General features: G+C 37.3%; 27 protein-coding genes and 2 other annotated features. Of the genes, 26 read left to right on the plus strand and 1 reads right to left on the minus strand.

Annotated elements, in window-relative coordinates; genetic code table 11:
* Window positions 1-177: 177 nt before the first annotated feature.
* Window positions 178-1,488: a globin-coupled sensor protein gene (locus EC501_RS05160; protein ID WP_174232653.1), complete on the minus strand. Its 1,311-nt coding sequence runs from the start codon at window positions 1,486-1,488 to the stop codon at window positions 178-180.
* A 248-nt stretch (window positions 1,489-1,736) separates the two neighbouring features.
* On the opposite strand from EC501_RS05160, the gene EC501_RS05165 reads away from it, so the two are divergent.
* The 26 genes from EC501_RS05165 (at window position 1,737) to rpoB (ending at window position 26,323) form a co-directional block, all read left to right on the plus strand.
* Window positions 1,737-1,967: an accessory gene regulator B family protein gene (locus tag EC501_RS05165; RefSeq protein ID WP_122971237.1), complete on the plus strand. Its 231-nt coding sequence runs from the start codon at window positions 1,737-1,739 to the stop codon at window positions 1,965-1,967.
* A 146-nt stretch (window positions 1,968-2,113) separates the two neighbouring features.
* The gene (locus tag EC501_RS05170) at window positions 2,114-2,419 is read left to right on the plus strand and encodes a magnetosome magnetite crystal formation protein family (RefSeq protein ID WP_122971238.1); all 306 of its coding nucleotides are present in this window, start codon (window positions 2,114-2,116) and stop codon (window positions 2,417-2,419) included.
* A 295-nt stretch (window positions 2,420-2,714) separates the two neighbouring features.
* Window positions 2,715-3,179 carry a CtsR family transcriptional regulator gene (locus EC501_RS05175; protein ID WP_122971239.1) on the plus strand — a complete coding sequence of 155 codons (465 nt, stop codon included), beginning with the start codon at window positions 2,715-2,717 and terminating at the stop codon, window positions 3,177-3,179.
* 76 nt (window positions 3,180-3,255) lie between these two features.
* Window positions 3,256-3,807, plus strand: coding sequence for a UvrB/UvrC motif-containing protein (locus EC501_RS05180; protein WP_122971240.1), 552 nt, complete (start codon window positions 3,256-3,258; stop codon window positions 3,805-3,807).
* On the plus strand, window positions 3,804-4,901 hold the full coding sequence (locus EC501_RS05185; protein ID WP_122971241.1) for a protein-arginine kinase McsB: 1,098 nt from the start codon (window positions 3,804-3,806) through the stop codon (window positions 4,899-4,901). The genes EC501_RS05180 and EC501_RS05185 overlap by 4 nt, the downstream gene beginning before the upstream one ends.
* Window positions 4,891-7,335: an ATP-dependent Clp protease ATP-binding subunit gene (locus EC501_RS05190; protein WP_122971242.1), complete on the plus strand. Its 2,445-nt coding sequence runs from the start codon at window positions 4,891-4,893 to the stop codon at window positions 7,333-7,335. The genes EC501_RS05185 and EC501_RS05190 overlap by 11 nt, the downstream gene beginning before the upstream one ends.
* Before the next feature lie 139 nt (window positions 7,336-7,474).
* Window positions 7,475-8,851, plus strand: a complete 1,377-nt coding sequence (gene radA, locus EC501_RS05195) for a DNA repair protein RadA (RefSeq protein WP_122971243.1) — start codon at window positions 7,475-7,477, stop codon at window positions 8,849-8,851.
* Window positions 8,852-9,071: 220 nt separating this feature from the next.
* Complete coding sequence (locus EC501_RS05200; RefSeq protein ID WP_122971244.1) at window positions 9,072-10,169, plus strand: PIN/TRAM domain-containing protein; 1,098 nt, start codon at window positions 9,072-9,074, stop codon at window positions 10,167-10,169.
* Window positions 10,170-10,204: 35 nt separating this feature from the next.
* On the plus strand, window positions 10,205-10,897 hold the full coding sequence (gene ispD, locus EC501_RS05205) for a 2-C-methyl-D-erythritol 4-phosphate cytidylyltransferase (RefSeq protein ID WP_122971245.1): 693 nt from the start codon (window positions 10,205-10,207) through the stop codon (window positions 10,895-10,897).
* 2 nt (window positions 10,898-10,899) lie between these two features.
* Window positions 10,900-11,376 carry a 2-C-methyl-D-erythritol 2,4-cyclodiphosphate synthase gene (gene ispF, locus EC501_RS05210; protein WP_122971246.1) on the plus strand — a complete coding sequence of 159 codons (477 nt, stop codon included), beginning with the start codon at window positions 10,900-10,902 and terminating at the stop codon, window positions 11,374-11,376.
* Window positions 11,377-11,562: 186 nt separating this feature from the next.
* Complete coding sequence (gltX, locus tag EC501_RS05215) at window positions 11,563-13,023, plus strand: glutamate--tRNA ligase (protein WP_122971247.1); 1,461 nt, start codon at window positions 11,563-11,565, stop codon at window positions 13,021-13,023.
* A gap of 92 nt (window positions 13,024-13,115) precedes the next feature.
* Window positions 13,116-13,348, plus strand: a binding site (T-box leader).
* An 81-nt stretch (window positions 13,349-13,429) separates the two neighbouring features.
* Window positions 13,430-14,077: a serine O-acetyltransferase gene (cysE, locus tag EC501_RS05220; protein ID WP_122971248.1), complete on the plus strand. Its 648-nt coding sequence runs from the start codon at window positions 13,430-13,432 to the stop codon at window positions 14,075-14,077.
* A 2-nt stretch (window positions 14,078-14,079) separates the two neighbouring features.
* Window positions 14,080-15,483 (plus strand): cysteine--tRNA ligase, encoded by a 1,404-nt coding sequence (gene cysS, locus EC501_RS05225; RefSeq protein ID WP_122971249.1) that lies wholly within the window; start codon window positions 14,080-14,082, stop codon window positions 15,481-15,483.
* Window position 15,484: 1 nt separating this feature from the next.
* Window positions 15,485-15,901 carry a Mini-ribonuclease 3 gene (locus EC501_RS05230; protein ID WP_122971250.1) on the plus strand — a complete coding sequence of 139 codons (417 nt, stop codon included), beginning with the start codon at window positions 15,485-15,487 and terminating at the stop codon, window positions 15,899-15,901.
* Window position 15,902: 1 nt separating this feature from the next.
* A complete protein-coding gene (gene rlmB, locus EC501_RS05235) occupies window positions 15,903-16,655 on the plus strand; it encodes a 23S rRNA (guanosine(2251)-2'-O)-methyltransferase RlmB (RefSeq protein ID WP_122971251.1) in 753 nt (250 codons plus the stop codon).
* A gap of 5 nt (window positions 16,656-16,660) precedes the next feature.
* Window positions 16,661-17,176, plus strand: coding sequence for an NYN domain-containing protein (locus tag EC501_RS05240; protein ID WP_122971252.1), 516 nt, complete (start codon window positions 16,661-16,663; stop codon window positions 17,174-17,176).
* 72 nt (window positions 17,177-17,248) lie between these two features.
* Window positions 17,249-17,896 carry an RNA polymerase sporulation sigma factor SigH gene (gene sigH / locus EC501_RS05245; protein ID WP_122971253.1) on the plus strand — a complete coding sequence of 216 codons (648 nt, stop codon included), beginning with the start codon at window positions 17,249-17,251 and terminating at the stop codon, window positions 17,894-17,896.
* 83 nt (window positions 17,897-17,979) lie between these two features.
* Window positions 17,980-18,126 (plus strand): 50S ribosomal protein L33, encoded by a 147-nt coding sequence (gene rpmG, locus EC501_RS05250; protein WP_122971254.1) that lies wholly within the window; start codon window positions 17,980-17,982, stop codon window positions 18,124-18,126.
* A 59-nt stretch (window positions 18,127-18,185) separates the two neighbouring features.
* Window positions 18,186-18,371 carry a preprotein translocase subunit SecE gene (gene secE, locus EC501_RS05255; RefSeq protein ID WP_122971255.1) on the plus strand — a complete coding sequence of 62 codons (186 nt, stop codon included), beginning with the start codon at window positions 18,186-18,188 and terminating at the stop codon, window positions 18,369-18,371.
* A 161-nt stretch (window positions 18,372-18,532) separates the two neighbouring features.
* A complete protein-coding gene (nusG, locus tag EC501_RS05260) occupies window positions 18,533-19,069 on the plus strand; it encodes a transcription termination/antitermination protein NusG (protein WP_122971256.1) in 537 nt (178 codons plus the stop codon).
* Window positions 19,070-19,349: 280 nt separating this feature from the next.
* A complete protein-coding gene (gene rplK, locus EC501_RS05265) occupies window positions 19,350-19,775 on the plus strand; it encodes a 50S ribosomal protein L11 (RefSeq protein WP_141396955.1) in 426 nt (141 codons plus the stop codon).
* Window positions 19,776-19,907: 132 nt separating this feature from the next.
* Window positions 19,908-20,606, plus strand: a complete 699-nt coding sequence (gene rplA / locus EC501_RS05270) for a 50S ribosomal protein L1 (RefSeq protein WP_122971257.1) — start codon at window positions 19,908-19,910, stop codon at window positions 20,604-20,606.
* A gap of 67 nt (window positions 20,607-20,673) precedes the next feature.
* Window positions 20,674-20,817: a sequence feature (ribosomal protein L10 leader region), on the plus strand.
* Between the two features lie 33 nt (window positions 20,818-20,850).
* Window positions 20,851-21,351: a 50S ribosomal protein L10 gene (gene rplJ / locus EC501_RS05275; RefSeq protein WP_122971258.1), complete on the plus strand. Its 501-nt coding sequence runs from the start codon at window positions 20,851-20,853 to the stop codon at window positions 21,349-21,351.
* A gap of 80 nt (window positions 21,352-21,431) precedes the next feature.
* On the plus strand, window positions 21,432-21,794 hold the full coding sequence (gene rplL, locus EC501_RS05280; RefSeq protein ID WP_122971259.1) for a 50S ribosomal protein L7/L12: 363 nt from the start codon (window positions 21,432-21,434) through the stop codon (window positions 21,792-21,794).
* A gap of 88 nt (window positions 21,795-21,882) precedes the next feature.
* Window positions 21,883-22,485: a class I SAM-dependent methyltransferase gene (locus tag EC501_RS05285; RefSeq protein ID WP_122971260.1), complete on the plus strand. Its 603-nt coding sequence runs from the start codon at window positions 21,883-21,885 to the stop codon at window positions 22,483-22,485.
* A gap of 274 nt (window positions 22,486-22,759) precedes the next feature.
* Window positions 22,760-26,323 carry a DNA-directed RNA polymerase subunit beta gene (gene rpoB, locus EC501_RS05290; RefSeq protein ID WP_174232654.1) on the plus strand — a complete coding sequence of 1,188 codons (3,564 nt, stop codon included), beginning with the start codon at window positions 22,760-22,762 and terminating at the stop codon, window positions 26,321-26,323.
* The last annotated feature ends 24 nt before the right edge of the window (window positions 26,324-26,347 follow it).

A 26,347-nucleotide genomic window follows, 5' to 3' on the forward strand; every position in this document is an offset into this window, starting at 1 on the left:
TAAGGATGTTTCTTGAGTAATTTCTGTTCTTGATCTGTAAATAACTTTTTCGACATGTTCTTCCGCTCCATCAACCATTTATTTTATTTCATTATAAATAAAAGTACCCTATAAGAGAGACCTTTTTTCAAGTGTCTTTCTTATAGGGTACATTTTAATAGAGAAGGTCCTTTCTATTTAATCTGTTAATTCGTGAACAACATTTAGCAATGAATCGGAAGAAGCGGATACTTGGTCTACACTTTCGGTTAATTCGTGGATTAGTCTTGAAATCTCAGTAATGTCTTTAGTTGTGTTTGTATATTGTTCTTTAATCCCTGATACAGCTTTGGCTATAGAATTAAAGGATTCCTCAAGACTACGTTGTGTTTGTACACTCTTTTGCACTTGTTCATCCACATTGCCTACTGATGAAGTCATATTTTCGATATTTTCTTCTGTTTCGCGAATTAAGTGAGAAACATTTTGAACTGCGCTCTTCGTCTCTTCGGCTAGTTTACGAACCTCTTCAGCAACAACTGCAAAGCCTTTTCCATGCTCACCAGCCCGTGCAGCTTCAATGGAAGCATTTAATGCTAATAAGTTTGTTTGATCGGCGATACCTGTTACTAAACCAACGATTTCTGTTATTTTCTGAGAAGAAGCTCGTAAGTTGATCATCGATTTTTCTAACATATTGACTCGTTCTAAAATAACATTCATTAACTCTGTTTGTGTTTCAATATGTGCTTTTCCATAATTTGATTTTTCTTCTGTATCCGCTACAAAATCTAGTCCTTGTTTTGTTGCTGTAGCAATACTTCCAGATTCCGAAGAAATGGCATGTAATGAAGCAGTCGTTTCTTGGCTGATAGCATGTAATTCTTCAGCAGTATTTTGTACTGTGTTCAATAAGGAATGTTTCATATCTTCCACAATCTGACGAATTCGTTGTTGTTCCGCATCGTAAGCTTGAATAACTAATTGTTGTTCCAAATTAATGATTTTCGAAAAGGCATTAATCGCTTTTGTCGTATCTTCTTTTGAAATATCTAATCCATTAACAAAATGGATAAATGTAGTCATTAATGATTGGAAGGAGCTTATATACCATTGGGATTCTAATCCAATACGTACATGAGTAGCGGCAATTTTTTTTCGTTCTTCTATATAGTTGCTATTAATACGACTTTCAAAAATATCGGTAATATGTTTTGTAAGGGTTACTTTTAATCGTTCAATTTTCGAATGTTTATTAATAATCCCCATTAAATGATCGCTTTGCATAATTGCTGCATAAAATTGATTCACCATTTCTGGAATAAATTGTTCAGTGAAAGGTTTTAATTGTCTTAAAATCGCTAATTCTTCTTTTGTTAATTTAATTAATTGAATTTGTTTAGTTAAGTCTGGGTACTTTGCAACATCTAGCTCGACTTCGTTTATGTATTTTTCAACTTCGAAATAGTTTGCTAACACTTTTTGTGAATTACTTCTGAAAATAGCCATCCTTTTATCCATTCCATTCCATTATGTATTTACCTATATTATCGTTCTATTTTCATAGATTGTAACAATAATATATTGAAAATATTATGAAATTTTACATAGATTGTTAGTTGGATTAAATTATGAAATAGTAACCTAACTATAGGGCTAATTTGTATTTTGTTTTTATCCCATGTAAAATACGAGTAGTTTATGATGTAACTAACGTGGAAAAGTGAAGTAAATATTTATAGAAAAGGAAGTTAAAGATGGAAAAGCACCGCTTTAAATTTGTTATCCCAACAATGGTCATTGTTGCTATAGGCTCTATTTTCATGTTAAGAAACTATTTTCAGGAAGTTTCAACCCGTGATAGTGTATTACTTGTAGTAATAGCAACTATCTTTTCTGGAATGATTGCTTATTTATTATTCCCGTATAATAATGAAGAAAAACCAGATCCAAAGCCAGAAAGTAGTAAGAAAAAAGTATCCAAATAATGAATTATGTTGATAGACCGCTAGTTTTACTGGCGGTTTTTTATTTTTAAATAAGGTTTATTCGTTTGAAAAAAAGTGAAACTATTTAGTACGAACTTCGTAAATATACTATAACTATAAAAACGAAACGAAAGGTTGATTTATAAATGGATAATAAATGGGCAAAGGTAATCATACATGCAAGTGCCTTTTTGATGCCTGTACTTATTCCAGTCCTATTCTGGCTACTAAGTTCAGAACATGAAATTAAAAGAATTTCGATCCAAGCTTTACTATTCCAAGGTGTTATGTGGATTTTAAATACTATTTCAATAATCTTTAGCTTTTTAATTATTGGAATTCCGTTTTTAATTGTCTTCGGAATTATGACGGTTGTTGTTCCGATTATTGGCATTGTGAAAGCGTTAATGGGTGAAAATTGGAATTACCCGATTGTTGGTCGTTGGGTATAAAAATAGGTTTAGTTTAAGTGAATAAAAGGAATACTAAGAAATAAATCCAAAATTAACCAGAATGGTATGTGGAGACTATTTCTTAATCCTTCGCTCAAAAAGCTAAAATGAGGGTGGTCTCAACTATTAATGAGACCGCCTTTTTTATGGATATAAATAGGATAGCTATAAAATAATTTAAACGCTATTCGAACGAAAAAATAGTATAGGCATTTGATTTGCATTTTGATTTTGATGTTAATATAATATAGTCAAATATAGTCAAAGTCAGAAATGGATGGGGTGAGGTATAAAAATGAGAAATATATCTGACATCATTGAAGGGTATTTGAAACAAGTTATCGAATTAGGTGGTCAAGGACATATTGAAATCAAACGAAGTGAATTGGCGGATAAATTTCAATGTGTACCATCGCAAATCAATTATGTTATTAATACGAGATTTACCGCCGAAAGAGGCTACTTAGTTGAAAGTAAACGTGGTGGTGGGGGATATATTCGAATTTTACGAGTAAGAGCTCATTCTAAGATTGATTTGATTGAAGATATGATAGACCAAATTGATAACGGTGCTACCCAATCGATGGCAGAGGATATTATCTATCGTTTGATCGATGAAGAAGTCATTTCTAAACGGGAAGCAAAATTAATGCTTGCTGCAATTGATCGGTCGACTCTTCGAATACAATTGCCGACGAGGGACCAATTGAGGTCATTGATTTTAAAGTCTATGTTAACAACATTAAAATACGATAAATAGGAACAATAGGTAATATAAAGGAAGTTCATTACTTATTTATTACTTTCCATACTTATTTGATAAAAGAGGTGAGGTCATGAATTGTGAACACTGTAAGGAACGTCAGGCTACAGTAACGGTTACACAAGTAATTAATGGCCAAAAAAGCGAAAAACACTATTGTGAGGTATGTGCACAAAATTTTCATCCTTTCAATTTAGATTTTCATAAAGAAGAACAAATTCCAATTCATCAACTTGTTTCCAATTTATTTGGTTTACCAGTGTGGAATAACGGGGTAGAAAAGGTCCAATCGACAAGTCAGAAAGCAACTGAATGCCCAAAATGCGGTTTTACTTTTCGTAAGTTCTTGAATGAAGGGAAGCTTGGTTGTCCACAATGTTATGAAACTTTCAGTACACAGCTTCCACAAGTATTAAATAAAATTCAAGCTGGAACAAAGCATAGCGGTAAAGCTCCGGGCAAACCAAGTCATCATAACGAGTGGATCAAAAAACAAATTGAAACAGCTCGAGAACAACTACAATTAGCGATTGCAGATGAACGTTTTGAAGATGCTGCCAAGCTGCGGGATGAAATAAGAGATATGGAACGCAAGCTTGATCGTGGAGGTGTTGATACACCATGAATTTAGAACATTTTTTGAAAAGTGAGGCGCCAGGCTGGATGGATGTTAAAGGTCTTGATGCAGATATTGTATTAAGTACACGCATTCGATTAGCAAGAAACTTAGATGGATATCGTTTCCCTTTAAGTTTTACGGATGGGGAAGCACAACAAATTGATGACGTTGTCACACAAGCTTTAATGGCGATTAATGACGAGCATAAGTTTTCCCATTTTACAATTAAAGAAATGCCTTCATTGCAACGTCAAGTGTTAGTTGAAAAACATTTAATTAGCCCTCTATTAGCTAAAAAAGAAAAGTCAGCTTCCGTTCTTATTTCAAATGACGAAACGATCAGCATTATGGTAAACGAGGAAGATCATTTACGAATCCAATGTTTAGCTCCTGGATTACAGCTTTTAGAAACATATGCAGAGGCTTCGAAATTGGATCATCAATTGGAGAAACATTTACCATATGCGTATAATGATACATTTGGTTATTTAACAAGTTGCCCAACGAATGTTGGAACAGGACTTCGTGCATCCGTTATGATGCATCTACCTGCCCTAACGATGTCTAAGCAAATTAAGGTTGTTACACAAATGCTAGCCCGCTTAGGAATGGTTGTAAGAGGGATATATGGAGAAGGTAGTGAAAACCTAGGAAACATTTATCAAATCTCCAACCAAGTAACTCTTGGAAAGTCGGAAGAGGAAATTTTAGAAGACTTACAAAATGTAGTTGTCCAAATTATTAAAAATGAACGAGGCGCACGAGAGGCATTATTCAAAAATTCTCGAATAGTATTAGAAGACCGCTTTAATCGCTCATTAGGTATTTTAAAATATGCGTGTATTATGACGAGCGAAGAAGCTGCTGCTTGTTTATCCAATGTTCGCCTTGGAGTGGATTTAGGAATCATTAAGGAAGTTCCATTACATGTTTTAAATGAGTGTATGATCCTCATACAACCCGGCTTTGTACAACAATATGCCGGTACAACTCTTCAAGCAAGTGAACGCGATATGTATAGAGCAAAACTTTTACGTGAAAAGCTTAATACGAACAATCAAAAGTTAATGGGAAAAGGAGAGGAAAGATATGATGTTTAACCGTTTTACTCAACGTGCACAAAAAGTATTGCAATTAGCACAAGAAGAAGCTATTCGTTGGAAGCACGAATCTATAGGAACAGAACATATTTTACTTGGCCTTATTCGTGAAGGCGGTGGAATTGCAGCAAAAGCATTAGAAGCAATCGATGTAAGTCCACAAATTATTGAATCAGGCATTGAGGAGTTAGTGGGGAAAGGTTCAAAAGATGTCGGTCCAATCGTTCATTATACTCCAAGAGCTAAAAAGGTAATTGAATTATCGGTAGATGAATCTAGAAAATTAGGTCATGCTTATATAGGAACAGAACATATATTACTTGCTTTAATCCGAGAAGGTGAAGGAGTAGCTGCTCGAGTTTTAGCGAATGCGGGTGTTAGCTTAAACAAAGCTCGTCAACAAGTTCTTTTATTACTTGGAAACAATGACGCAGCTCAAAACTCAACAAACCCAACTCAATCGGTAAATACACCGACTTTAGATGGATTAGCTCGTGACTTAACGGCCATTGCCCGTGAAGGTTCATTGGATCCAGTGATTGGCCGTAGCAAAGAAATTACACGAGTAATTGAAGTACTATCCCGCCGTACGAAAAACAACCCTGTATTAATTGGTGAACCCGGGGTAGGTAAAACGGCTATTGCAGAAGGTCTTGCACAACAAATCGTCAATAATGAAGTACCTGAAACCCTTCGTGATAAACGGGTGATGACATTAGATATGGGTACTGTTGTTGCGGGTACTAAATATCGCGGTGAATTTGAAGACCGCTTGAAAAAAGTAATGGATGAAATTCGCCAAGCAGGTAACGTAATTCTTTTCATTGATGAATTACACACATTAATCGGTGCTGGCGGTGCAGAAGGTGCTATTGATGCATCGAATATTTTAAAACCTTCATTAGCCCGTGGTGAACTACAATGTATTGGGGCTACAACATTAGATGAATATCGTAAATACATTGAAAAGGATGCAGCGTTAGAACGTCGTTTCCAACCAATTCAAGTAGATGAACCAACTGTAGATGAAACAATTCAAATTATTAAAGGTTTAAGAGATCGTTATGAAGCGCATCACCGTGTGAAAATTACGGATGAAGCAGTAGAAGCGGCAGCAAAATTATCTGATCGATATATTTCCGATCGTTTCTTACCAGATAAAGCGATTGATTTAATCGATGAAGCAGGTTCAAAAGTACGCTTACGTTCTTTCACAGTGCCACCAAACTTAAAAGCTTTGGAAGATAAATTAGAAAACGTTCGTAACGAAAAAAATGCGGCAGTTTCAAGCCAAGAGTTTGAAAAAGCGGCTGCCCTTCGTGATACAGAACAAAAAATTAAAGATGAATTAGAGCAAACAAAGAAAACATGGAAAGAAAAACAAGGTAAAGAAGAGTCTAAAGTGACTGTTGAAGACATTGCAATGGTTGTTTCCATGTGGACTGGAATTCCTGTTTCAAAAATTGCTCAAGAAGAATCAGCGAAATTACTAAACTTAGAAGAAGAATTGCACAAACGTGTCGTTGGTCAAGGAGAAGCGGTTGAAGCGATTTCTCGTGCTATCCGCCGTGCCCGTGCAGGGTTAAAAGATCCAAAACGACCAATCGGTTCATTCATTTTCCTAGGTCCTACTGGTGTTGGTAAAACAGAACTTGCCCGTGCTCTAGCAGAAGTAATGTTCGGCGATGAAGATGCAATGATTCGAATCGACATGTCAGAATACATGGAGAAACATTCGACTTCCCGTCTTGTAGGTTCACCTCCAGGTTACGTTGGATTCGATGAAGGCGGACAGTTAACTGAAAAAGTTCGTCGTAAACCATACTCTGTTGTATTGCTGGATGAGATTGAAAAGGCTCACCCAGATGTGTTCAACATTTTACTTCAAGTATTAGATGACGGTCGTTTAACGGATTCAAAAGGTCGTACAGTAGACTTCCGAAACACGGTTGTTATTATGACTTCTAACGTCGGCGCAGATGCCCTTAAATATCAAAAATCTTTAGGTTTCGGAATTGGTGATAATTCTGCTAACAAATATAAAGATATGAAAGGGACAATGCTTGAGGAATTGAAAAAAGCATTCCGTCCTGAATTCTTAAACCGTATCGATGAAATGATTGTGTTCCACTCTCTAGAAAAAGACGAATTAAAACAAATTATTTCATTAATGGCAAACTCTTTAACAACTCGCTTAAAAGAGCAAAATATTGAGCTTGAGTTGACAGATGCTGCATTAGAGAAAATTGCAGAAGAAGGATACGATCCACAATACGGAGCTCGTCCATTACGTCGTGCCCTTCAAAAACATGTGGAAGATCGTTTATCCGAAGAGTTGCTAAAAGGTACGATTTCAACAGGTCAAAGTGTTGTGATTGACTATGTTGATAATGAATTTATCGTCTTACCCAAAAGCGAAGTTCTTTCAAATTAATGCATAATTATAGGTGGTTGACTTAATTTCTAGTCAACCACCTTTTTAATATGGAAGGATTTTACGTGGGGAAATATAAGGAACTTTCAAAGGTTGTCATGTACAATGAACATAAGATTACTAATGAAGGAGAGACGATATGGTAAAAAAGAAAACGAAATTCTGTTGTAACTCCTGTGGCTATGAATCTCCAAAGTGGATGGGGCGTTGTCCGGGCTGTGGTGGATGGAACACGATGGTTGAGGAAGTAGAAGTAATAACGAAAGGTCCTCGAGGTGCTTTTCAACATTCAAATTCCATCTCGCAAAAAGCCACTCCTATTATCAATGTAGAAACTTCGGATGAACCGCGTGTTGAAACCGAAATGGAAGAGTTAAATCGGGTGCTAGGTGGAGGGATTGTTCCGGGATCCCTCGTATTGATTGGCGGAGACCCTGGGATAGGGAAATCAACTTTACTGCTTCAAGTATCAGCCCTTTTATCCAATAAAGGTCATCGTTTATTGTACATATCCGGAGAAGAATCAATGCGTCAAACAAAGTTGCGGGCGGCAAGAATTGGTGTGAAATCTCCTGAGCTATATATCCTTTCCGAAACGAATTTGGAATTAATTAACCAATCAATCGAAGAAGTACAACCTAAATTTGTTATTGTCGATTCCATTCAAACAATTCATCATCCAGAAGTTACAAGTGCTGCTGGTAGTGTCTCTCAAGTTCGTGAATGTACTTCGGAATTAATGCGCATTGCTAAAACAAAAGGAATCGCCATTTTCCTAGTAGGCCACGTAACAAAGGAAGGGCAAATTGCAGGTCCAAGATTACTAGAACATATGGTAGATACAGTTTTATATTTCGAAGGGGAACGGCATCATACGTATCGAATATTGCGCAGCGTAAAAAATCGTTTTGGTTCGACGAACGAAATTGCAATATTTGAAATGGTTCATGCAGGTTTAAAAGAAGTTTCTAACCCTTCAGAGCTGTTTTTAGAGGAGCGTTCCCACGATGTAGCAGGTTCGACCATTGTTGCTTCTATGGAAGGTACAAGGCCGATTTTAGTCGAGATTCAATCACTCGTCACACCGACTAGTTTTAATTATCCTAAACGGATGGCTACGGGAGTAGAACAAAATCGGGTTCAATTACTTATGGCGGTTTTAGAAAAACGAATGGGGATGCTTTTACAAGCCCAAGATGCCTATATAAAAGTAGCGGGTGGAGTTAAACTAGATGAACCAGCGATTGACTTAGCTGTTTTAACTTCCATCGTTTCCAGTTTTAAAGATCAACCAGTTAAAGGTACAGATTGTTTTGTTGGCGAAGTAGGGCTAACTGGTGAGGTTCGACGGGTTTCAAGAATTGAACAACGAGTTCAAGAAGCAGCGAGACTAGGTTTTAAACGGGCATTTATTCCAGCTTCCAATTTAGGGGGATGGGATTATCCGAACGGTATTCAAGTCATTGGAGTAGAAACAATCAATGAAGCATTAAGAGCGTGTTTCCAAGACTTGTAGCCATTCTTTTTAGTAAAAAAATAATAAATGGAGTATGCCTATACAATCATTTTTAGTGTATAGGCATTTTTCCGTTTGATTTTGGTTAGAAATAGACATAACTTAACATATAAGTAAAACAGTAGCTAATTTTTCCAAATGAAAAATTAGCTGATGTATTTATAGGGCAAACTATACTGGAACTATGTATAATTGTTATTAAAGAAAAGGAGGTGGAAGTATGTTAAAAAGAGTAATACAAATTGCTTTCTTATTAATTGGAGGGGCGTTAGGCTTTGTTTTTTTACCGCCATTATACGAATTCATTAATTTATCATCTAATCCTTGGCTTAACAATCCATATGTATCCATATTACTAGGAGCAATCTTGTTATTCCTTTTATCATTCTCGTTATCAGACTACTTTGTTAAGTTGATTGAGTGGATGGAAAACGTGTTATTTAAAATCCCAGCAGCTGATCTATTGTTTGGGACATTTGGACTTATTGTAGGGTTAATTGTTGCGTTTTTAGTTGGGTTTGCCATTGAACGTATTCAGATTCCTATTATTACGGAGATTATACCGATCTTATTATCAATTATCCTTGGTTATTTAGGTTTCCGTGTAGGGTTTACAAAGCGGGATGAACTATCGCAAATGTTTACGAAATCAAGTTCCCTTCCTAGGAAAAAACAACTGGATGTATCAACGCTCCAAGTAAATGAAGTGAAGACAAATTATAAATTGCTTGATACAAGCGTCATTATCGATGGGAGAATTGCTGATATTTCATCAACAGGATTTATTGAAGGTGTGCTAATTGTACCTCAATTCGTTTTAACGGAACTTCAGCATATTGCCGATTCGTCCGATACGTTAAAGCGTACCCGCGGTCGAAGGGGTCTTGATATATTGAAAAAACTTCAAGATGAACGGGCAACAACCGTGCAAATTTCAGAAGAAGACTTTGAAGATGTCCAGGAAGTTGATTTAAAACTAGTACGTCTAGCGAAAAAGATGGGAGCACAAATTTTAACGAATGATTTTAATCTAAATAAAGTTTGTGAGCTACATCATGTGGAAGTACTAAATATAAATGATTTAGCAAACGCCGTAAAGCCGGTTGTAATACCTGGAGAGGAAATGCAAGTGGTTGTGATTAAAGACGGGAAAGAGCACAATCAAGGCGTCGCCTACTTAGATGATGGTACGATGATTGTCGTAGAAGGTGGACGTAGCTATATTGGCCAATCGATTACGGTAACAGTAACAAGTGTCCTGCAAACATCTGCAGGGCGTATGATATTTGCAAAACCTAAGGATGAACAAGTAGCGTAAGCAACTTAGGTTTTTTGAGATTAGGAAGTGGATATGTGAATTACGAAGTAGTACTCCCTGCAGCTGGCAGTGGTAAACGGATGGGCGCGGGGCAAAATAAATTATTTTTATCCCTTGGGGGTAAACCAATTTTAATTCGTACTTTAGAAGTTTTTCAAAATGATGATAATTGTACAGGTATTTGGTTAGCGGTAAAGGCTGAAGAACGGGATTATATTCAACATTTGTTGGAAGAGTATGGCATAACAAAGGTAAAGGGATTGCCAAATGGAGGCGAAGAGCGACAACACTCTGTATATGCTTGCATTAAAGAAATGGAACAAGTTGATATTGTGCTTGTTCATGATGCTGCTAGACCATTTATTACAAAGCCTATTATATCCCGTCTCGTAACGGAAGCCTATGAAAAAGGGGCAGTAATTGCTGGAGTTAAGGCAAAAGATACGATGAAGAAAGTAAACAATGGTGTCATTGTTGAAACAGTTGATCGGGAAAGTTTATGGATGATTCAAACGCCTCAAGCCTTTCGTTTTGAATTGTTAAAGCGGGCAGAAGAAGAGGCTGAGGCAATCGGCTTTTTAGGAACCGATGAGGCAATGCTAGTTGAGCGTTTAAATCATCAGGTTTATATTGTAGAAAGCACCTATGAAAATGTAAAAATAACAACAAAGGAAGATTTAGTTTTCGGGGAAGCGATATTAAGGCACCGTAACGAGCTAGGAGGATAATGATGTTTAGAGTAGGACAAGGATTTGACGTTCATGCGTTTGCAGAAGGACGTCCATTAATTTTAGGTGGGATTACAATTCCCCATGATCGCGGATTGTTAGGGCATTCTGATGCAGATGTCCTATTACATACTGTGACAGATGCGGCTCTAGGCGCTATTGGGGAAGGAGATATCGGACATCATTTTCCAGATACAGACCCGGCGTTCAAAGACGCGGATAGCGCGAAATTGCTAGAGTACATTTGGAAAATTGTTGAAGATAAAGGGTATGTTTTAGGGAATGTGGATTGTACAGTTATGGCTCAGCGTCCAAAGCTTGCGCCATATATTGAGCAAATGCGGAATCGAATCGCCGAACTATTAAATGCCGAACCTACCCAAGTAAATGTAAAAGCAACTACAACAGAAAAGTTAGGATTTACTGGACGTGAAGAAGGAATAGCTGCAATGGCGACCATTTTATTAATCAAAAAATAAAAGTTTCACGGACTAGTTGGAAAAAGTTCTATCGGAATACTGGATATAACTTCAACTACCTTTCTTTTCATTCTGATTTTAGAGTGGTAAAATGTACAAGATTAATCAAGGACGTTCAGTTTTTAAAAAGTTATCGTATTTTTAAAAAATGGTTATAACTGAACCAATTTAGGAGGCACTTATTTTATGACGAAGGAAGTTCGCGTTCGTTATGCGCCAAGTCCAACAGGTTTTTTACACATTGGTGGGGCACGTACAGCGCTATTTAACTATTTATATGCAAAACACCATAACGGTAAATTTATCGTACGTATTGAAGATACAGATATTGAACGAAATGTAGAAGGCGGAGAAGCGTCCCAACTAGATAATTTGCGTTGGTTAGGGATTATTCCTGATGAGTCGATTGATATTGGTGGACCGTATGCCCCTTACCGTCAAATGGAACGATTAGATATTTATAAAAAACATGCCGAAGAATTGTTAGAGCGCGGAATTGCTTATAAATGTTTTTGTACTTCAGAAGAGTTAGAAGCTTCCCGTGAAGCGCAACGAGCAAAAGGTGTTGCTGCACCTACTTATGACGGAAAATGCCGTCACTTAACAAAAGAAGAGGTAGCTGCGAAAGAAGCGGAAGGAATTCCTTATACGATTCGTATGCGTGTTCCTGAAAACACAACTTATCGCTTTAATGACTTAGTACGTGGTGAAGTAACGTTTGAGTCAAAGGATATTGGTGATTGGGTAATTGTGAAAGCAAACGGTATCCCGACTTATAACTATGCTGTTGTATTAGATGACCACTTCATGGATATTACCCATGTATTCCGTGGGGAAGAACATTTATCGAATACACCAAAACAGATGATGATTTTTGATGCTTTTGGTTGGGAATACCCACAATACGGCCATATGACATTAATTGTTAATGAAGATCATAAAAAATTATCTAAGCGCGATGAATCGATTATTCAATTCGTTACCCAATATAAAGAACTTGGTTATTTACCAGAAGCGATGTTTAACTTCTTTGCCCTTTTAGGTTGGTCACCAGAAGGAGAAGAAGAAATCTTTACAAAAGACCAATTCATCGAAATTTTTGATGAAAAACGTCTTTCAAAATCACCATCTATGTTCGATAAAAATAAACTAACATGGATGAACAACCAATATATTAAAAAGCTTTCCCTTGAGGAAGTAGTAGAATTATCATTACCACATCTTCAAAAGGCTGGTTTACTTCCAGAACAATTAACGGAAGAACAACAAGCGTGGGCTACAGCATTAATCTCTCTATATCATAACCAAATGAGTTATGGTGCTGAGATCGTTGAATTATCTAGCCTATTCTTTACAGAAGAAATTGAATATGATGAAGCTGCGAAAGAAGTTTTAGCAGGGGAACAAGTACCTGAAGTAATGGCTGCATTCAAAGCGCAACTTGAAGCACTTGAAAGTTTTGACGCGCCATCGATTAAAGCAGCAATTAAAGCTGTTCAAAAAGAAACAGGCCATAAAGGGAAAAATTTATTTATGCCAATTCGTGTTGTAACGACTGGTCAAACTCATGGTCCAGAACTTCCGGATTCCATTGCTTTAATTGGAAAGGAAAAAGCGATTGCACGCATTGAGAAATTCGTAAAATAACGAACTTGCATTTTAGTTGACTTTTCAATTACCTATTGTAAAATGTATTTAACTTTGCAAGAAGAAACTATACGTGAAAAGATATAAATCATTTTAAAGCGTTGATAAGGAGAAGTACGTAAAAAATGTTTTAAAGAGAGGGTCATCACCGGCTGAAAGTGACCTAGACCGCTATTTTACGGAAATGCACCTTTGAGTACTTAGCTGAAATGTAGTAGGCTAGTCGGTTCGTCACCGTTAATGGACTTTTGAGTGGAAAGTAGGGACTTCTAGTATGGGTATCTTGCTTTCAATCAGAGTGGAACCGCGCAGTAGCGTCTCTGTCTTTCTTATGGAAAGATAGGGACGTTTTTATTTTGGGGGAAATATCAAAACTATAAAATGAGAATGGTAAGGGGTGTTCATCGTGTTTAAAAGAATTAAAGAAGATATTGATAACGTATTTGAAAACGATCCAGCAGCTCGCAGTGTGTTAGAGGTTGTATTAACTTATTCGGGTCTCCATGCGACTTGGGCTCACCGCATTGCCCATTGGTTTTATAAAAGAAGATTTTTCTTCATTGCACGTGCTATCTCACAGATTAGCAAATTTTTCACTGGGATTGAAATTCATCCTGGTGCCAAAATTGGCCGCCGCTTCTTTATAGACCATGGAACTGGTGTTGTCATTGGTGAAACTTGCGAAATAGGTGATAATGTTATTTTATATCAAGGTGTAACATTAGGTGGTACAGGGAAAGAGAAAGGAAAGCGTCACCCAACGTTAAAAGATAATGTATTAGTTGCTTCAGGAGCAAAAGTATTGGGATCAATTACGATTGGTGAAAATAGTAAGGTAGGAGCAGGTTCTGTTGTGTTAAAGGATGTTCCACCTAACGCGACTGTTGTAGGTATTCCAGGGAAAGTAGTTATTCAAGATGGTGTAAAAACAACAACGAATAAGAAGCTTGACCATCAAAATATCCCTGACCCAATAAATGATCGTTTTGTGAAGCTTGAAAAGGAAATAAAAGAATTAAAACAACAGCTAGTGGAATCTCAAAAGGAGAGATAGAATTGACTATTCAAATATTTAACTCTTTAACGAGACAAAAGGAACCCTTTGTCCCGCTTGAAGAAGGAAAAGTGAAAATGTACGTATGTGGTCCGACAGTATATAACTTTATTCATATTGGGAATGCTCGTCCTGTTATTGTTTATGATACTGTTCGCCGTTATTTCCAATATAAAGGCTATGATGTGAAATATGTTTCCAACTTTACAGATGTGGACGATAAAATCATTAAAGCAGCAAATGAATTAGGCGAAGATGTTTTTGAATTAACGAATCGCTTTATTAATGCTTACTTTGAAGATATTACAGCTCTTGGTTGCCACAAGGCTGATGTTCATCCCCGCGTAACGAATCATATGGATGATATTATTTCTTTCATCGGTGTTTTAATTGAAAAAGGCTACGCTTATGAATCTCAAGGGGATGTTTATTACCGTACACGTAAATTTGACGGCTATGGTAAACTGTCCCATCAATCGATTGATGATTTAAAAGTTGGTGCCCGTATTGAAGCAGGAGAGAAAAAGGAAGATCCTCTTGATTTTGCATTATGGAAAGCAGCAAAACCTGGTGAAATTAAATGGGAAAGTCCGTGGGGTGAAGGGCGACCAGGTTGGCATATTGAATGTTCTGTTATGGCTCGTGAACATTTGGGTGACACAATTGATATTCATGCTGGCGGTCAAGATTTAACATTCCCGCACCATGAAAATGAAATAGCCCAATCGGAAGCTTATACGGGGAAAACATTTGCTCGTTATTGGATGCATAATGGGTACATTAATATCGACAACGAAAAAATGTCAAAATCACTTGGTAACTTTGTATTAGTGAATGATATTCGTCAACAAATTGACCCACAAGTTTTACGATTCTTTATGTTATCGGTACATTATCGTCATCCCATTAATTTTGCACAAGATTTAGTAGAGTCAGCACGTTCTGGATTAGAACGTCTTCGTACTGCCTATTCCAATGTACAATATAGACTGGCATCTTCAGCAAACCTTTCTGATAATGGTGACGAGTATATCGAGAAAATCAATGAAGTGAAAAAGCAATTTGAACTGGCTATGGACGATGATTTTAATACGGCCAATGGGATTTCTGCTTTATTTGAACTTGCTCGTATTGCGAATACTTACTTAAACGAAAGTAATACAGAGGAACGTATTTTAAAAACATTGATTGAAACCTTTGATACACTAGGTGACGTCCTAGGTATTAAATTCTTAACAGAAAATGAACTTTTAGATGAAGAAATCGAAGCATTAATTGAAGAGCGAAATATGGCGCGTAAAAACCGTGACTTTGCTCGTTCCGATGAAATCCGAGACCAACTATTGAGTATGAATATTATTTTAGAAGATACTCGTCAAGGTACACGTTGGAAACGAGGTTTATAGTATGACGCAACTTCGGATAGCAGATGTAAAGCAATTAAATGCATTAGCATTAGCATATATGGGAGATGCTGTTCTTGAACAACGAGTTCGAGAACATCTTCTCTTAAATGGGAGAGCAAAACCGAATCGATTGCATAAGGAAGCAACGAATTATGTTTCTGCTAAAGCCCAATCTATGGTTGTTCATCGTTTAATCGAAGAGCATTATTTAACTGAAGAGGAACTCGCTGTATTTAAGCGAGGACGTAATGCAAAATCAGGTTCTGTTCCAAAAAATACGGACGTTCAAACTTATCGAAATAGTTCGGGTTTTGAAGCGGTACTAGGAAGCCTTTATTTAACGAAGCAAATTGAGAGAGTAAATGAAATTATTGACTATGCCATTACAATCGTTGAGCAATCGAAGGGAGCATCTTAACATGAGTGAACACAACGGCGAAATGATTGCTGGAAAAAATCCAGTTCTTGAAGCGCTTCGGTCTGGACGTGAAATTAATAAATTATGGATAGCAGAGGGAGTCAAAAAAACTGGAGTCAATGAATTGTTAGACTTAGCACGTGAGCGCGGTGTATTAGTTCAATTTGTTCCTAAGAAAAAAGTTGATCAATTGTCGGATGCGAACCATCAAGGAATAGTAGCTTCTGTGGCAGCTTATCATTATGCAGAAATTGAAGATTTATTTAATGCGGCTAAAGAAAAAAATGAAGATCCGTTTTTCCTCATTCTTGATGAATTGGAAGATCCCCATAATTTAGGTTCGATTATGCGTACTGCAGATGCAATAGGGGTTCACGGTATTATAATTCCTAAAAGACGGGCAGTTGGTTTAACAGCAGTTGTTGCAAAAGCTTCGACTGGTGCAATCGAACATGTACCAGTTGTTCGTGTAACGAATTTAGCTCAAACAGTTGATGAATTGAAAGACCGTGGTGTTTGGATTGCGGGGACGGATGCAAAAGGATCTGTAGATTATCGCAAAATGGATGCGACGCTTCCGCTAGCTGTCATTATAGGCAGCGAGGGTAGAGGGATGAGTCGATTACTAAAAGAAAAATGTGATTTCTTATACCATTTGCCGATGGTAGGTCATGTAAATTCATTAAATGCTTCAGTTGCTGCTGCCTTATTAATGTATGAAGTATACCGTAAACGACAAGAAAAGAATGGATAAGAATTATGCAAACGATTTTGATTGTTGATGGTTACAATATGATCGGCGCATGGAAAGAATTGCGGCCTCTTCGGGAAACAAACTTTGAAGAAGCCCGCAATCACTTGCTTGATCTAATGGCGGAATACAGAGCTGCCCTTGGCTGTCGAGTAATTGTTGTGTTTGATGCCCACCTAGTTCCAGGTGCTCAACAAAATTATGTGAAAAATGCAGTTGAAATAATTTATACTAGAAAAAATGAAACTGCCGATGAATGTATCGAAAAGTTAACAAATGAACTAAAGGGTAGAAAAGTCCAAATTTATGTTGCCACTTCCGATTTAACAGAACAAAACGTTATTTTCGGAAATGGCGCTCTACGGAAATCGGCTCGTGAATTAGAAATTGAAATGGCAATTATCAAATCGAATATTTCTCAAGAAGTAAAAAAAATGACGAATGAAGAAAAACCGAAATCTAGAATTCAATTATCAGAAGAAGTAGAGTTAGCTTTTGAAAAATGGCGACGGGGTTTGAAATAACTGATTGACCTATATTTTCCAATTCCGTTATACTGTTCCTATGACAATACAGAACGTTCTGGGGTGAGGCCAATGCTAAAAAGTAATCAGACACAAGTGTTGCAACGATTTGAAGACCTTTCAGATGAACAACTGATTGAAGAAGTGCATCAAGGTAATACAGAAGCGTTAGATTATTTAATTACGAAATATCGTATGTTTGTTAAAGCGAAGGCACGCTCTTATTTTTTAATTGGAGCAGATAAGGAAGATATCATTCAAGAAGGAATGATAGGTTTATATAAAGCGATAAGAGATTTTAAAGGGGATAAGCTGTCGTCTTTTAGAGCGTTTGCGGAACTTTGTATTACTCGTCAAATTATTACAGCTATTAAAACAGCTACGAGACAAAAACATATTCCGCTAAATTCCTATGTATCTCTTGATAAACCAATCTATGACGAAGAATCAGATCGTACCTTGATGGATATCATCACTAGCTCTGAATCGGATGATCCAGAACATTTAATGATTAATCGTGAGGAATATTCCCATCTTGAAGAAAAAATTGGCGAAATATTAAGTGAATTAGAACAACAAGTGTTATCCTTATATTTAGATGGACAATCCTACTTTGAAATATCAGAAGAGTTAAATCGGCATGTAAAATCGATCGACAATGCTCTTCAACGGGTAAAACGTAAATTGGAGCGTCATCTAGAAATAGGTGAGATAAGCTAGCGGTACAGCACCACTTGTTGACAGCAAAACTTTTAGGTGGTAGTCTTTAAAAGACAAAATGCCGAAATAGGTGAATTTTCAAGATGGCAAAGAAAATTGTTTTATGTTGTGAAAAATGTAGCTCTCGAAACTATTCGGTTCCTGAAAGAGTTGGCTCAACTGAACGACTAGAATTGAAAAAGTTTTGCTCACATTGTAACGAACACACTGTACACAAACAAACACGATAATTATGTAGTAAAGTCAATTGAAACATAGAATAGATGATTTGTTCGGAGGTTAAGCTAGAATGGGCAAGATTAAACAGTTTTTTCAAAATGTAACGTCTGAAATGAGAAAGACAAGCTGGCCAAAAGGTAAAGAGCTTACAAAATATACGATTGTCGTAGTTTCAACAGTGATTTTTATGGCAATATTTTTTGTGTTAGTTGACTTAGGCGTTTCAGAACTATTCCGTTGGTATATAGATTTATAATAATACGATGTTAATATTTCGAAAATAGCCCGTCTTTCAATGTTAACGGGTTTTTTTCATTTGTTTTGTTAATTGTATTATTTATGGTAAACAATTTATAAGACTTCGTCAGTGTATATGTGATAAGTGAAGGAGGGACGGACGACTAGTCCGAAAACGTTATGGAGAAAAGATGGTATGTAGTTCATACTTATTCAGGATATGAAAATCGTGTAAAGGCAAACCTTGAAAAACGTGTAGAAACGATGGGGATGCAAGATAACATTTTCCGTGTTATCGTACCTGAACATGAAGAAACGGATTTAAAAGATGGTAAAAAAAGAACGGTAATGCGTAAAGTTTTCCCAGGTTATGTATTAGTTGAAATGATTTTAACGGATGAATCATGGTATGTAGTACGTAATACACCGGGTGTAACAGGCTTTATTGGTTCTTCTGGTGGTGGTGCAAAACCAACACCTTTATTACCTGAAGAAGTAGATCGTCTATTACGTCAAATGGGAATTACGAAGAAAACAGTTGGCGAGTTAGACGTTACAGTTGGTGAAGTAGTCGAAGTTTTAGACGGACCATTTGCTCATTTCCAAGGTAAAGTAGAAGAGATTGATGCTGATAAAGGCAAAATTAAAGTAACAATTGATATGTTCGGTCGTGAAACGAAAATGGAATTAGACTTCGAACAAATTCAAAAAATTTAGGTTTATAAATGAATGTTAGGAACTTACTTATATCTATAGAAAATCGCCATAATAAGCGCGATGATAAACTATCGAAAAGTTATGTTGCCGAAATTGCTTTATAATTTCACTTGCTTATATAAATTAAAAGTGGTATCATTTCATAGGTCAGACCGTCTAAATGATAGTTTGTCAAATTAAAGTTAATCTTTTAATGTTATCGGCAATTAGCTGACAGACAGATATTTGAGTGGGAGGGGCAACCCAATTACCACATCACGGACTTAAGGAGGTGTGTCTCGTGGCTAAAAAAGTTATTAAAATTGTAAAACTTCAAATCCCTGCTGGTAAAGCTAACCCAGCTCCACCGGTTGGTCCTGCATTAGGTCAAGCAGGTGTAAATATCATGGGATTCTGTAAGGAGTTCAACGCTCGTACTGCTGATCAAGCTGGTTTAATTATTCCAGTAGAAATCACAGTTTTCGAAGACCGTTCTTTCACTTTCATTACAAAAACTCCACCTGCAGCAGTATTACTTAAAGTTGCAGCAGGTATCCAATCTGGATCAGGTGAACCAAACCGTAAAAAAGTTGCAACGGTTAAACGTGATAAAGTTCGCGAAATCGCTGAACAAAAAATGCCAGACCTAAACGCTGCATCAGTTGAAGCAGCTATGGCGATGGTTGAAGGTACAGCACGAAGCATGGGTATTGTTATCGAAGACTAATCGTTAACAAGTCCTGGTTACTTGATGATGAAGGCTTTTGTTTTGGAGGTTGCGGTAAGTTCTTTTTTGAACTCGCAACCTCTATTCGTGGGAGGAATATCCGCTAAAACCACAATCAAGGAGGAAAATATAATGGTAAAAAAAGGTAAAAGACTGCAAGAAGCAGCTAAATTAGTTGACCGTTCAAAATTATATAATGCTGAAGAAGCTATCGCTTTAGCAAAACAAACAAGCACAGTAAACTTCGACGCAACTGTTGAAGTGGCTTTCAAACTTGGTATCGATACTCGTAAAAACGACCAACAAATCCGTGGTGCAGTAGTACTACCAAACGGAACTGGTAAAACTCAACGTGTATTAGTATTCGCTAAAGGTGAAAAACTTAAAGAAGCTGAAGCTGCAGGTGCAGACTATGTAGGCGATGCAGAATACATCAACAAAATCCAACAAGGTTGGTTCGATTTCGATGTAATCGTTGCAACTCCAGATATGATGGGTGAAGTTGGTAAACTTGGTCGTGTATTAGGACCTAAAGGTTTAATGCCAAACCCTAAAACTGGTACTGTTACTTTCGATGTAACAAAAGCGATTCAAGAAATCAAAGCTGGTAAAGTAGAATACCGTGCTGACAAAGCTGGTATTATCCACGCTCCAATCGGTAAAGTTTCTTTCGATACAGAAAAATTAGTAGAAAACTTCTTAGCTGTATTTGATGTTATTCAAAAAGCTAAACCAGCTGCAGCTAAAGGTACTTACATGAAGTCTGTTAATGTAACAACTACAATGGGACCATCTGTAAAAGTTGATACTACTAGCGTAACTGTACGATAATATAGATCGTTTGAAATAAAATATATATGTTGACAACGCTCCTCTTTCTTGGTAAGATGGATGACGTTGTGAATATCCATTTGTACCGTAGACAGTAGGGGTGCTTGCACTTAATTATCCTACCGAGGACATCGAAATCGGATTCTTTTTTAGATGATGAATTTTCCGCCTCTAGTCTACTCTATTGACTAGAGGCTTTTCTTTTGTCGGTATAAATGACCCATTCTAATAGGAGGTGTCAATCATGGGCAATGCAATTGAAACAAAAAAAGTTCAAGTACAAGAAATCGCTGAAAAATTCCAAGCTGCTTCTTCTGTAGTAGTAGTGGATTACCGTGGTTTAACTGTTGCTCAAGTTACAGAACTTCGTAAACAACTTCGCGAATCAGGTGTTGAGTTCAAAGTTTACAAAAACACTTTAACTCGTCGTGCAGCTGAAATCGCTGGTGTTGCTGGAATTAACGAATTCTTAACTGGTCCAAACGCTGTTGCGTTCTCTAACGAAGACGTAGTAGCTCCAGCGAAAATCATTAATGAATTCGCTAAAAAGAACGAAGCGCTTGAAATCAAAGCTGGTATTATCGAAGGTAACGTTTCTTCTGCTGATGACGTTAAAGCACTTGCAGAACTTCCATCACGCGAAGGTTTACTTTCAATGCTTTTATCAGTTCTTCAAGCTCCAGTGCGCAACTTCGCACTTGCAACAAAAGCTGTTGCAGAACAAAAAGAAGAGCAAGGCGCTTAATCGCAGCCTAAACTTCAAACAAATTAATTTCGGGCAAGTAGCCTAATAAAATAACCATATCCATATAGGAGGAAAATAAAATGAACAAAGATCAAATCTTAGAAGCTATCAAAGCTATGACAGTTCTTGAGTTAAACGATTTAGTAAAAGCAATCGAAGAAGAATTCGGTGTAACAGCTGCTGCTCCTGTAGCAGTAGTAGGTGGCGCTGGTGCAGCTGCTGCTGAAGAAAAAACTGAATTTGATGTAGTACTAGCTAACGCTGGTGACCAAAAAATCAAAGTTATCAAAGTGGTTCGTGAAATCACTGGTCTTGGCTTAAAAGAAGCTAAAGAAGTTGTAGATAACGCTCCAAAACCATTAAAAGAAGGCGTATCTAAAGAAGAAGCTGAAGAAATTAAAGCTAAACTTGAAGAAGTTGGCGCTTCAATCGAAGTTAAATAATTTCTCCATTTACCTATTTTCAATAAATAAAGAAAGCTCGTCTATTTTGACGGGCTTTCTTCATTTTCTTTGAGGAGGGCACGGTTCGATGTCTGAACATTATTATTCAAAAAAGCCTCAAACTGAAAGTAAACCACGCCAATGGAAATTTACATTACTCGGACATACTTTCTTATTTGAAACAGATTCGGGTGTTTTTAGTAAAAGCGAAGTAGATTTTGGATCCCGTGTTTTAATTGAAACTTTTCAACTTCCTGAAATAGAAGGTGCTATTTTGGATGTAGGCTGTGGATATGGCCCAATTGGGTTATCGATTGCTAAACAAAATCCAGATCGTACAATTTATATGATGGATATTAATGAAAGGGCAGTTGCGCTAGCGAATAAAAATGCGCAAATAAACGGAGTTCAAAATGTACGTATTTTTGAAAGTGATGGTCTTGCTGCTGTTGGAGAAGAATTGCCGATTGCCGCAATTTTAACTAACCCACCGATTCGAGCTGGGAAAGATACGGTCTTTAAATTTTATGACGGTGCTTTCGAGAAATTAACGGTTGGGGGAGAGCTGTGGGTCGTCATTCAAAAGAAACAAGGTGCTCCATCTACAGTAAATCATTTAGAAGAAAAGTTTGCAGAAGTAGAAATAGTCGAGAAGAAAAAAGGCTATTGGATTATACGAGCAAAAAAATAATTAACCATTCATTGTAAGAATGGAAATAAATGAGTATAAGATATAAAATATTGACTTGACAAAATGGCTATGATAACATAATAAAATGCAAAATTATTATTTTGTGGGAGTTTGCCCTTTTGTATGCAATATATTTTATGTGGGTATACTTACCATGAATAAGTTTAGTTTAACCGAAAATGAGATCTAAGAAAAGACTCGTTTTCTTTTTGTCTTTCGAAATCATACACTATTTAGTTGATTTTGCAAAGACCTATTATCGCTTTAATGAGGGGTGAATGAGTTGACAGGTCAACTAGTTCAGTACGGACAACACCGCCAGCGTAGAAGCTTTGCGCGTATTAAAGAGGTGCTGGAGCTTCCGAATTTAATTGAGATTCAAACAGCATCTTACGAGTGGTTCCTTGAAGAAGGGTTGCGTGAGATGTTCCGCGACATTTCTCCAATCGAAGATTTTACAGGCAATCTTTCACTTGAATTCATCGATTATAGTTTAGGTGAGCCTAAATATGATGTTGATGAATGTAAAGAACGCGACGTAACTTATGCTGCACCATTGCGCGTAAAAGTACGTCTCCACAACAAAGAAACAGACGAAGTAAAAGAGCAAGATGTCTTCATGGGTGACTTCCCATTGATGACAGAAACAGGCACATTTGTAATCAATGGTGCCGAACGTGTTATTGTTTCACAATTAGTTCGTTCTCCAAGCGTTTACTTCCACGATAAAACTGATAAAAACGGTAAAAAAGGCTTTGGTGCAACTGTAATTCCAAACCGCGGTGCTTGGTTAGAGTACGAAACTGATGCAAAGGACGTAGTGTATGTACGTATTGACCGTACACGTAAACTTCCAGTAACAGTATTATTACGTGCTTTAGGGTTCGGTTCAGATCAAGAAATCATTGATATTCTTGGTGATAACGAGTATTTACGAAACACGCTTGAAAAAGATAACACTGATAGCACTGAAAAAGCGTTATTAGAAATCTATGAGCGTCTTCGTCCAGGTGAACCACCTACAGTTGAAAGTGCAAAAAGCTTATTATATTCTCGTTTCTTCGATGCTAAACGTTATGATTTAGCAAACGTTGGACGTTATAAAATGAACAAAAAGCTTCACATTAAAAATCGTTTATTCAATCAAACGGTTGCAGAAACTCTTGTCGATCCAGAAACAGGAGAAATTTTAGTTGAAAAAGGTACTACACTTGATCGTCGTACTTTAGACCGTATTATTCCTTATTTAGAAAATGGAATCGGCTTCCGTACATTATCCCAAGTTGGTGGGGTATTAGAAGAAGACGTAACGATTCAATCAATTAAAATCTTTGCACCAAATGATGAAGCGCAAAAAGAAATCAATGTTATTTCAAACGCTTATGTAGATGAAGAAGTGAAAAATATCACACCAGCTGATGTGATTGCATCGATGTCTTACTTCTTTAACTTATTACATGGTGTAGGAAATACAGATGATATCGACCACTTAGGTAACCGTCGCTTACGTTCAGTAGGTGAATTGTTACAAAACCAATTCCGTATCGGTTTATCCCGTATGGAACGTGTTGTACGTGAACGTATGTCTATTAATGACACTGCGTCTATCGTACCTCAACAATTAATTAATATTCGTCCAGTTATTGCATCAATAAAAGAGTTCTTTGGTAGCTCTCAATTATCGCAATTCATGGACCAAACAAACCCGTTAGCTGAGTTAACTCACAAACGTCGTCTTTCTGCTTTAGGACCTGGTGGTTTAACTCGTGAGCGTGCAGGTATGGAAGTACGTGACGTTCACTACTCTCACTACGGTCGTATGTGTCCGATTGAGACTCCAGAGGGTCCAAACATCGGGTTAATCAACTCACTTTCTTCTTATGCAAAAGTAAATAAATTTGGTTTCATTGAAACACCATATCGTCGTGTTGATCCTGAAACAGGTCAAGTGACAGATCAAATTGATTACTTAACTGCTGACGAAGAAGATAATTATATTGTTGCGCAAGCGAACTCCAAGTTAAATCCGGATGGAACTTTCGCAAATGATGAAGTTTTAGGTCGTTTCCGTGGGGATAACACAGTATTCAAAAAAGACCGTGTTGACTATATGGACGTTTCGCCTAAACAAGTAGTATCTGCTGCCACAGCGTGTATTCCATTCTTAGAAAACGATGACTCTAACCGTGCGCTTATGGGTGCGAACATGCAACGTCAAGCTGTTCCTTTGTTAAACCCAGAGGCACCATTTGTTGGTACTGGTATGGAACACGTTAACGCTCGTGACTCAGGGGCTGCTGTAGTAAACAAATACCACGGTATTGTAGAACACGTTGAAGCACGTTCTATTCATGTACGTCGTATTGAAGAAATTGATGGGAAAGAAGTAAAAGGTGAATTAACGAAATACAAACTTCAAAAATTCACTCGTTCGAACCATGGTACTTCAATTAACCAACGCCCAATCGTAAAAGTTGGCGATCGTGTTAAACCGAAGGACATTTTAGCCGATGGTCCATCAATGGAAAAAGGTGAACTTGCCCTTGGACGTAACGTTTTAGTTGCCTTCATGACATGGGAAGGGTTCAACTATGAAGATGCCGTTATTATGAACGAACGTCTAGTAAAAGACGATGTTTACACTTCTGTTCATATTGAAGAATATGAATCAGAATCTCGTGATACAAAATTAGGACCTGAAGAAATCACTCGTGATATTCCAAATGTCGGGGAAGATGCACTTCGCAACTTAGACGACCGTGGAATTATCCGTATTGGTGCTGAGGTTCGTGATGGCGATATTCTAGTAGGTAAAGTTACACCTAAAGGGGTAACGGAGTTAACTGCTGAAGAGCGTTTATTACATGCTATCTTCGGTGAGAAAGCTCGTGAAGTACGTGATACTTCATTACGTGTACCTCATGGTGCTGGCGGTATCGTTCTAGATGTTAAAGTCTTCAACCGTGAAGATGGCGATGAGTTACCACCAGGCGTTAACCAATTAGTTCGTGTTTATATTGTTCAAAAACGTAAAATCCGCGTTGGGGATAAAATGGCCGGACGTCACGGTAACAAAGGGGTAATTTCACGTATTTTACCTGAAGAAGATATGCCGTTTATGCCAGACGGAACTCCTGTTGACATCATGTTAAACCCACTTGGTGTACCATCTCGTATGAACATCGGACAAGTTTTAGAGCTTCATTTAGGTATGGCTGCTCGTTACTTAGGTCTTCATATGGCAACGCCAGTATTTGATGGAGCCAACGAAGAAGATGTTTGGGAAACAATGGAAGAAGCAGGTATGAACCGCGACGGTAAAACAATTCTTTATGATGGTCGTTCGGGTGAACCATTCGACAACCGAGTTTCAGTTGGTATCATGTACATGATCAAATTAGCTCACATGGTTGACGATAAACTTCACGCTCGTTCAACTGGACCTTATTCACTAGTTACGCAACAACCACTTGGTGGTAAAGCGCAATTTGGTGGTCAACGTTTCGGTGAGATGGAGGTTTGGGCACTTGAAGCTTACGGTGCTGCATACACTCTTCAAGAGATCTTAACGATTAAATCCGATGACGTTGTTGGTCGTGTGAAAACTTATGAAGCAATTGTTAAAGGTGAAAGTGTTCCAGAACCAGGTGTTCCAGAGTCTTTCAAAGTATTAATTAAAGAGCTTCAATCATTAGGTTTAGATGTGAAAATGTTAACAGTTAATGATGAAGAAGTTGAACTTCGCGATTTAGACGATGAAGATGAACTTCAACCAACAGATGCATTAAACATCTTACCAGCTAGTGAAAAAGAAGATGCTGTAGAATCAATGGAATAATTATAATAATTGGGCAGGAGAAAG

The organism is Lysinibacillus halotolerans (assembly GCF_003711845.1).
In the GTDB taxonomy this organism is placed as follows: domain Bacteria; phylum Bacillota; class Bacilli; order Bacillales_A; family Planococcaceae; genus Ureibacillus; species Ureibacillus halotolerans.

What these genes read in the sequence shown, in the direction of transcription:
- sigH (WP_122971253.1), top strand. Translation starts at nt 17,249, where the DNA reads ATGCTAAAAAGTAATCAGACACAAGTGTTGCAACGATTTGAAGACCTT.
- rpmG (WP_122971254.1), top strand. Translation starts at nt 17,980, where the DNA reads ATGGCAAAGAAAATTGTTTTATGTTGTGAAAAATGTAGCTCTCGAAAC.
- nusG (WP_122971256.1), top strand. Translation starts at nt 18,533, where the DNA reads ATGGAGAAAAGATGGTATGTAGTTCATACTTATTCAGGATATGAAAAT.
- gltX (WP_122971247.1), top strand. Translation starts at nt 11,563, where the DNA reads ATGACGAAGGAAGTTCGCGTTCGTTATGCGCCAAGTCCAACAGGTTTT.
- EC501_RS05160 (WP_174232653.1), bottom strand. Translation starts at nt 1,488, where the DNA reads ATGGCTATTTTCAGAAGTAATTCACAAAAAGTGTTAGCAAACTATTTC.
- EC501_RS05190 (WP_122971242.1), top strand. Translation starts at nt 4,891, where the DNA reads ATGATGTTTAACCGTTTTACTCAACGTGCACAAAAAGTATTGCAATTA.
- EC501_RS05185 (WP_122971241.1), top strand. Translation starts at nt 3,804, where the DNA reads ATGAATTTAGAACATTTTTTGAAAAGTGAGGCGCCAGGCTGGATGGAT.
- secE (WP_122971255.1), top strand. Translation starts at nt 18,186, where the DNA reads ATGGGCAAGATTAAACAGTTTTTTCAAAATGTAACGTCTGAAATGAGA.
- EC501_RS05165 (WP_122971237.1), top strand. Translation starts at nt 1,737, where the DNA reads ATGGAAAAGCACCGCTTTAAATTTGTTATCCCAACAATGGTCATTGTT.
- rlmB (WP_122971251.1), top strand. Translation starts at nt 15,903, where the DNA reads ATGAGTGAACACAACGGCGAAATGATTGCTGGAAAAAATCCAGTTCTT.
- EC501_RS05230 (WP_122971250.1), top strand. Translation starts at nt 15,485, where the DNA reads ATGACGCAACTTCGGATAGCAGATGTAAAGCAATTAAATGCATTAGCA.
- EC501_RS05180 (WP_122971240.1), top strand. Translation starts at nt 3,256, where the DNA reads ATGAATTGTGAACACTGTAAGGAACGTCAGGCTACAGTAACGGTTACA.
- rplA (WP_122971257.1), top strand. Translation starts at nt 19,908, where the DNA reads ATGGTAAAAAAAGGTAAAAGACTGCAAGAAGCAGCTAAATTAGTTGAC.
- EC501_RS05240 (WP_122971252.1), top strand. Translation starts at nt 16,661, where the DNA reads ATGCAAACGATTTTGATTGTTGATGGTTACAATATGATCGGCGCATGG.
- EC501_RS05200 (WP_122971244.1), top strand. Translation starts at nt 9,072, where the DNA reads ATGTTAAAAAGAGTAATACAAATTGCTTTCTTATTAATTGGAGGGGCG.
- ispF (WP_122971246.1), top strand. Translation starts at nt 10,900, where the DNA reads ATGTTTAGAGTAGGACAAGGATTTGACGTTCATGCGTTTGCAGAAGGA.
- radA (WP_122971243.1), top strand. Translation starts at nt 7,475, where the DNA reads ATGGTAAAAAAGAAAACGAAATTCTGTTGTAACTCCTGTGGCTATGAA.
- EC501_RS05175 (WP_122971239.1), top strand. Translation starts at nt 2,715, where the DNA reads ATGAGAAATATATCTGACATCATTGAAGGGTATTTGAAACAAGTTATC.
- EC501_RS05285 (WP_122971260.1), top strand. Translation starts at nt 21,883, where the DNA reads ATGTCTGAACATTATTATTCAAAAAAGCCTCAAACTGAAAGTAAACCA.
- rplJ (WP_122971258.1), top strand. Translation starts at nt 20,851, where the DNA reads ATGGGCAATGCAATTGAAACAAAAAAAGTTCAAGTACAAGAAATCGCT.
- EC501_RS05170 (WP_122971238.1), top strand. Translation starts at nt 2,114, where the DNA reads ATGGATAATAAATGGGCAAAGGTAATCATACATGCAAGTGCCTTTTTG.
- rplL (WP_122971259.1), top strand. Translation starts at nt 21,432, where the DNA reads ATGAACAAAGATCAAATCTTAGAAGCTATCAAAGCTATGACAGTTCTT.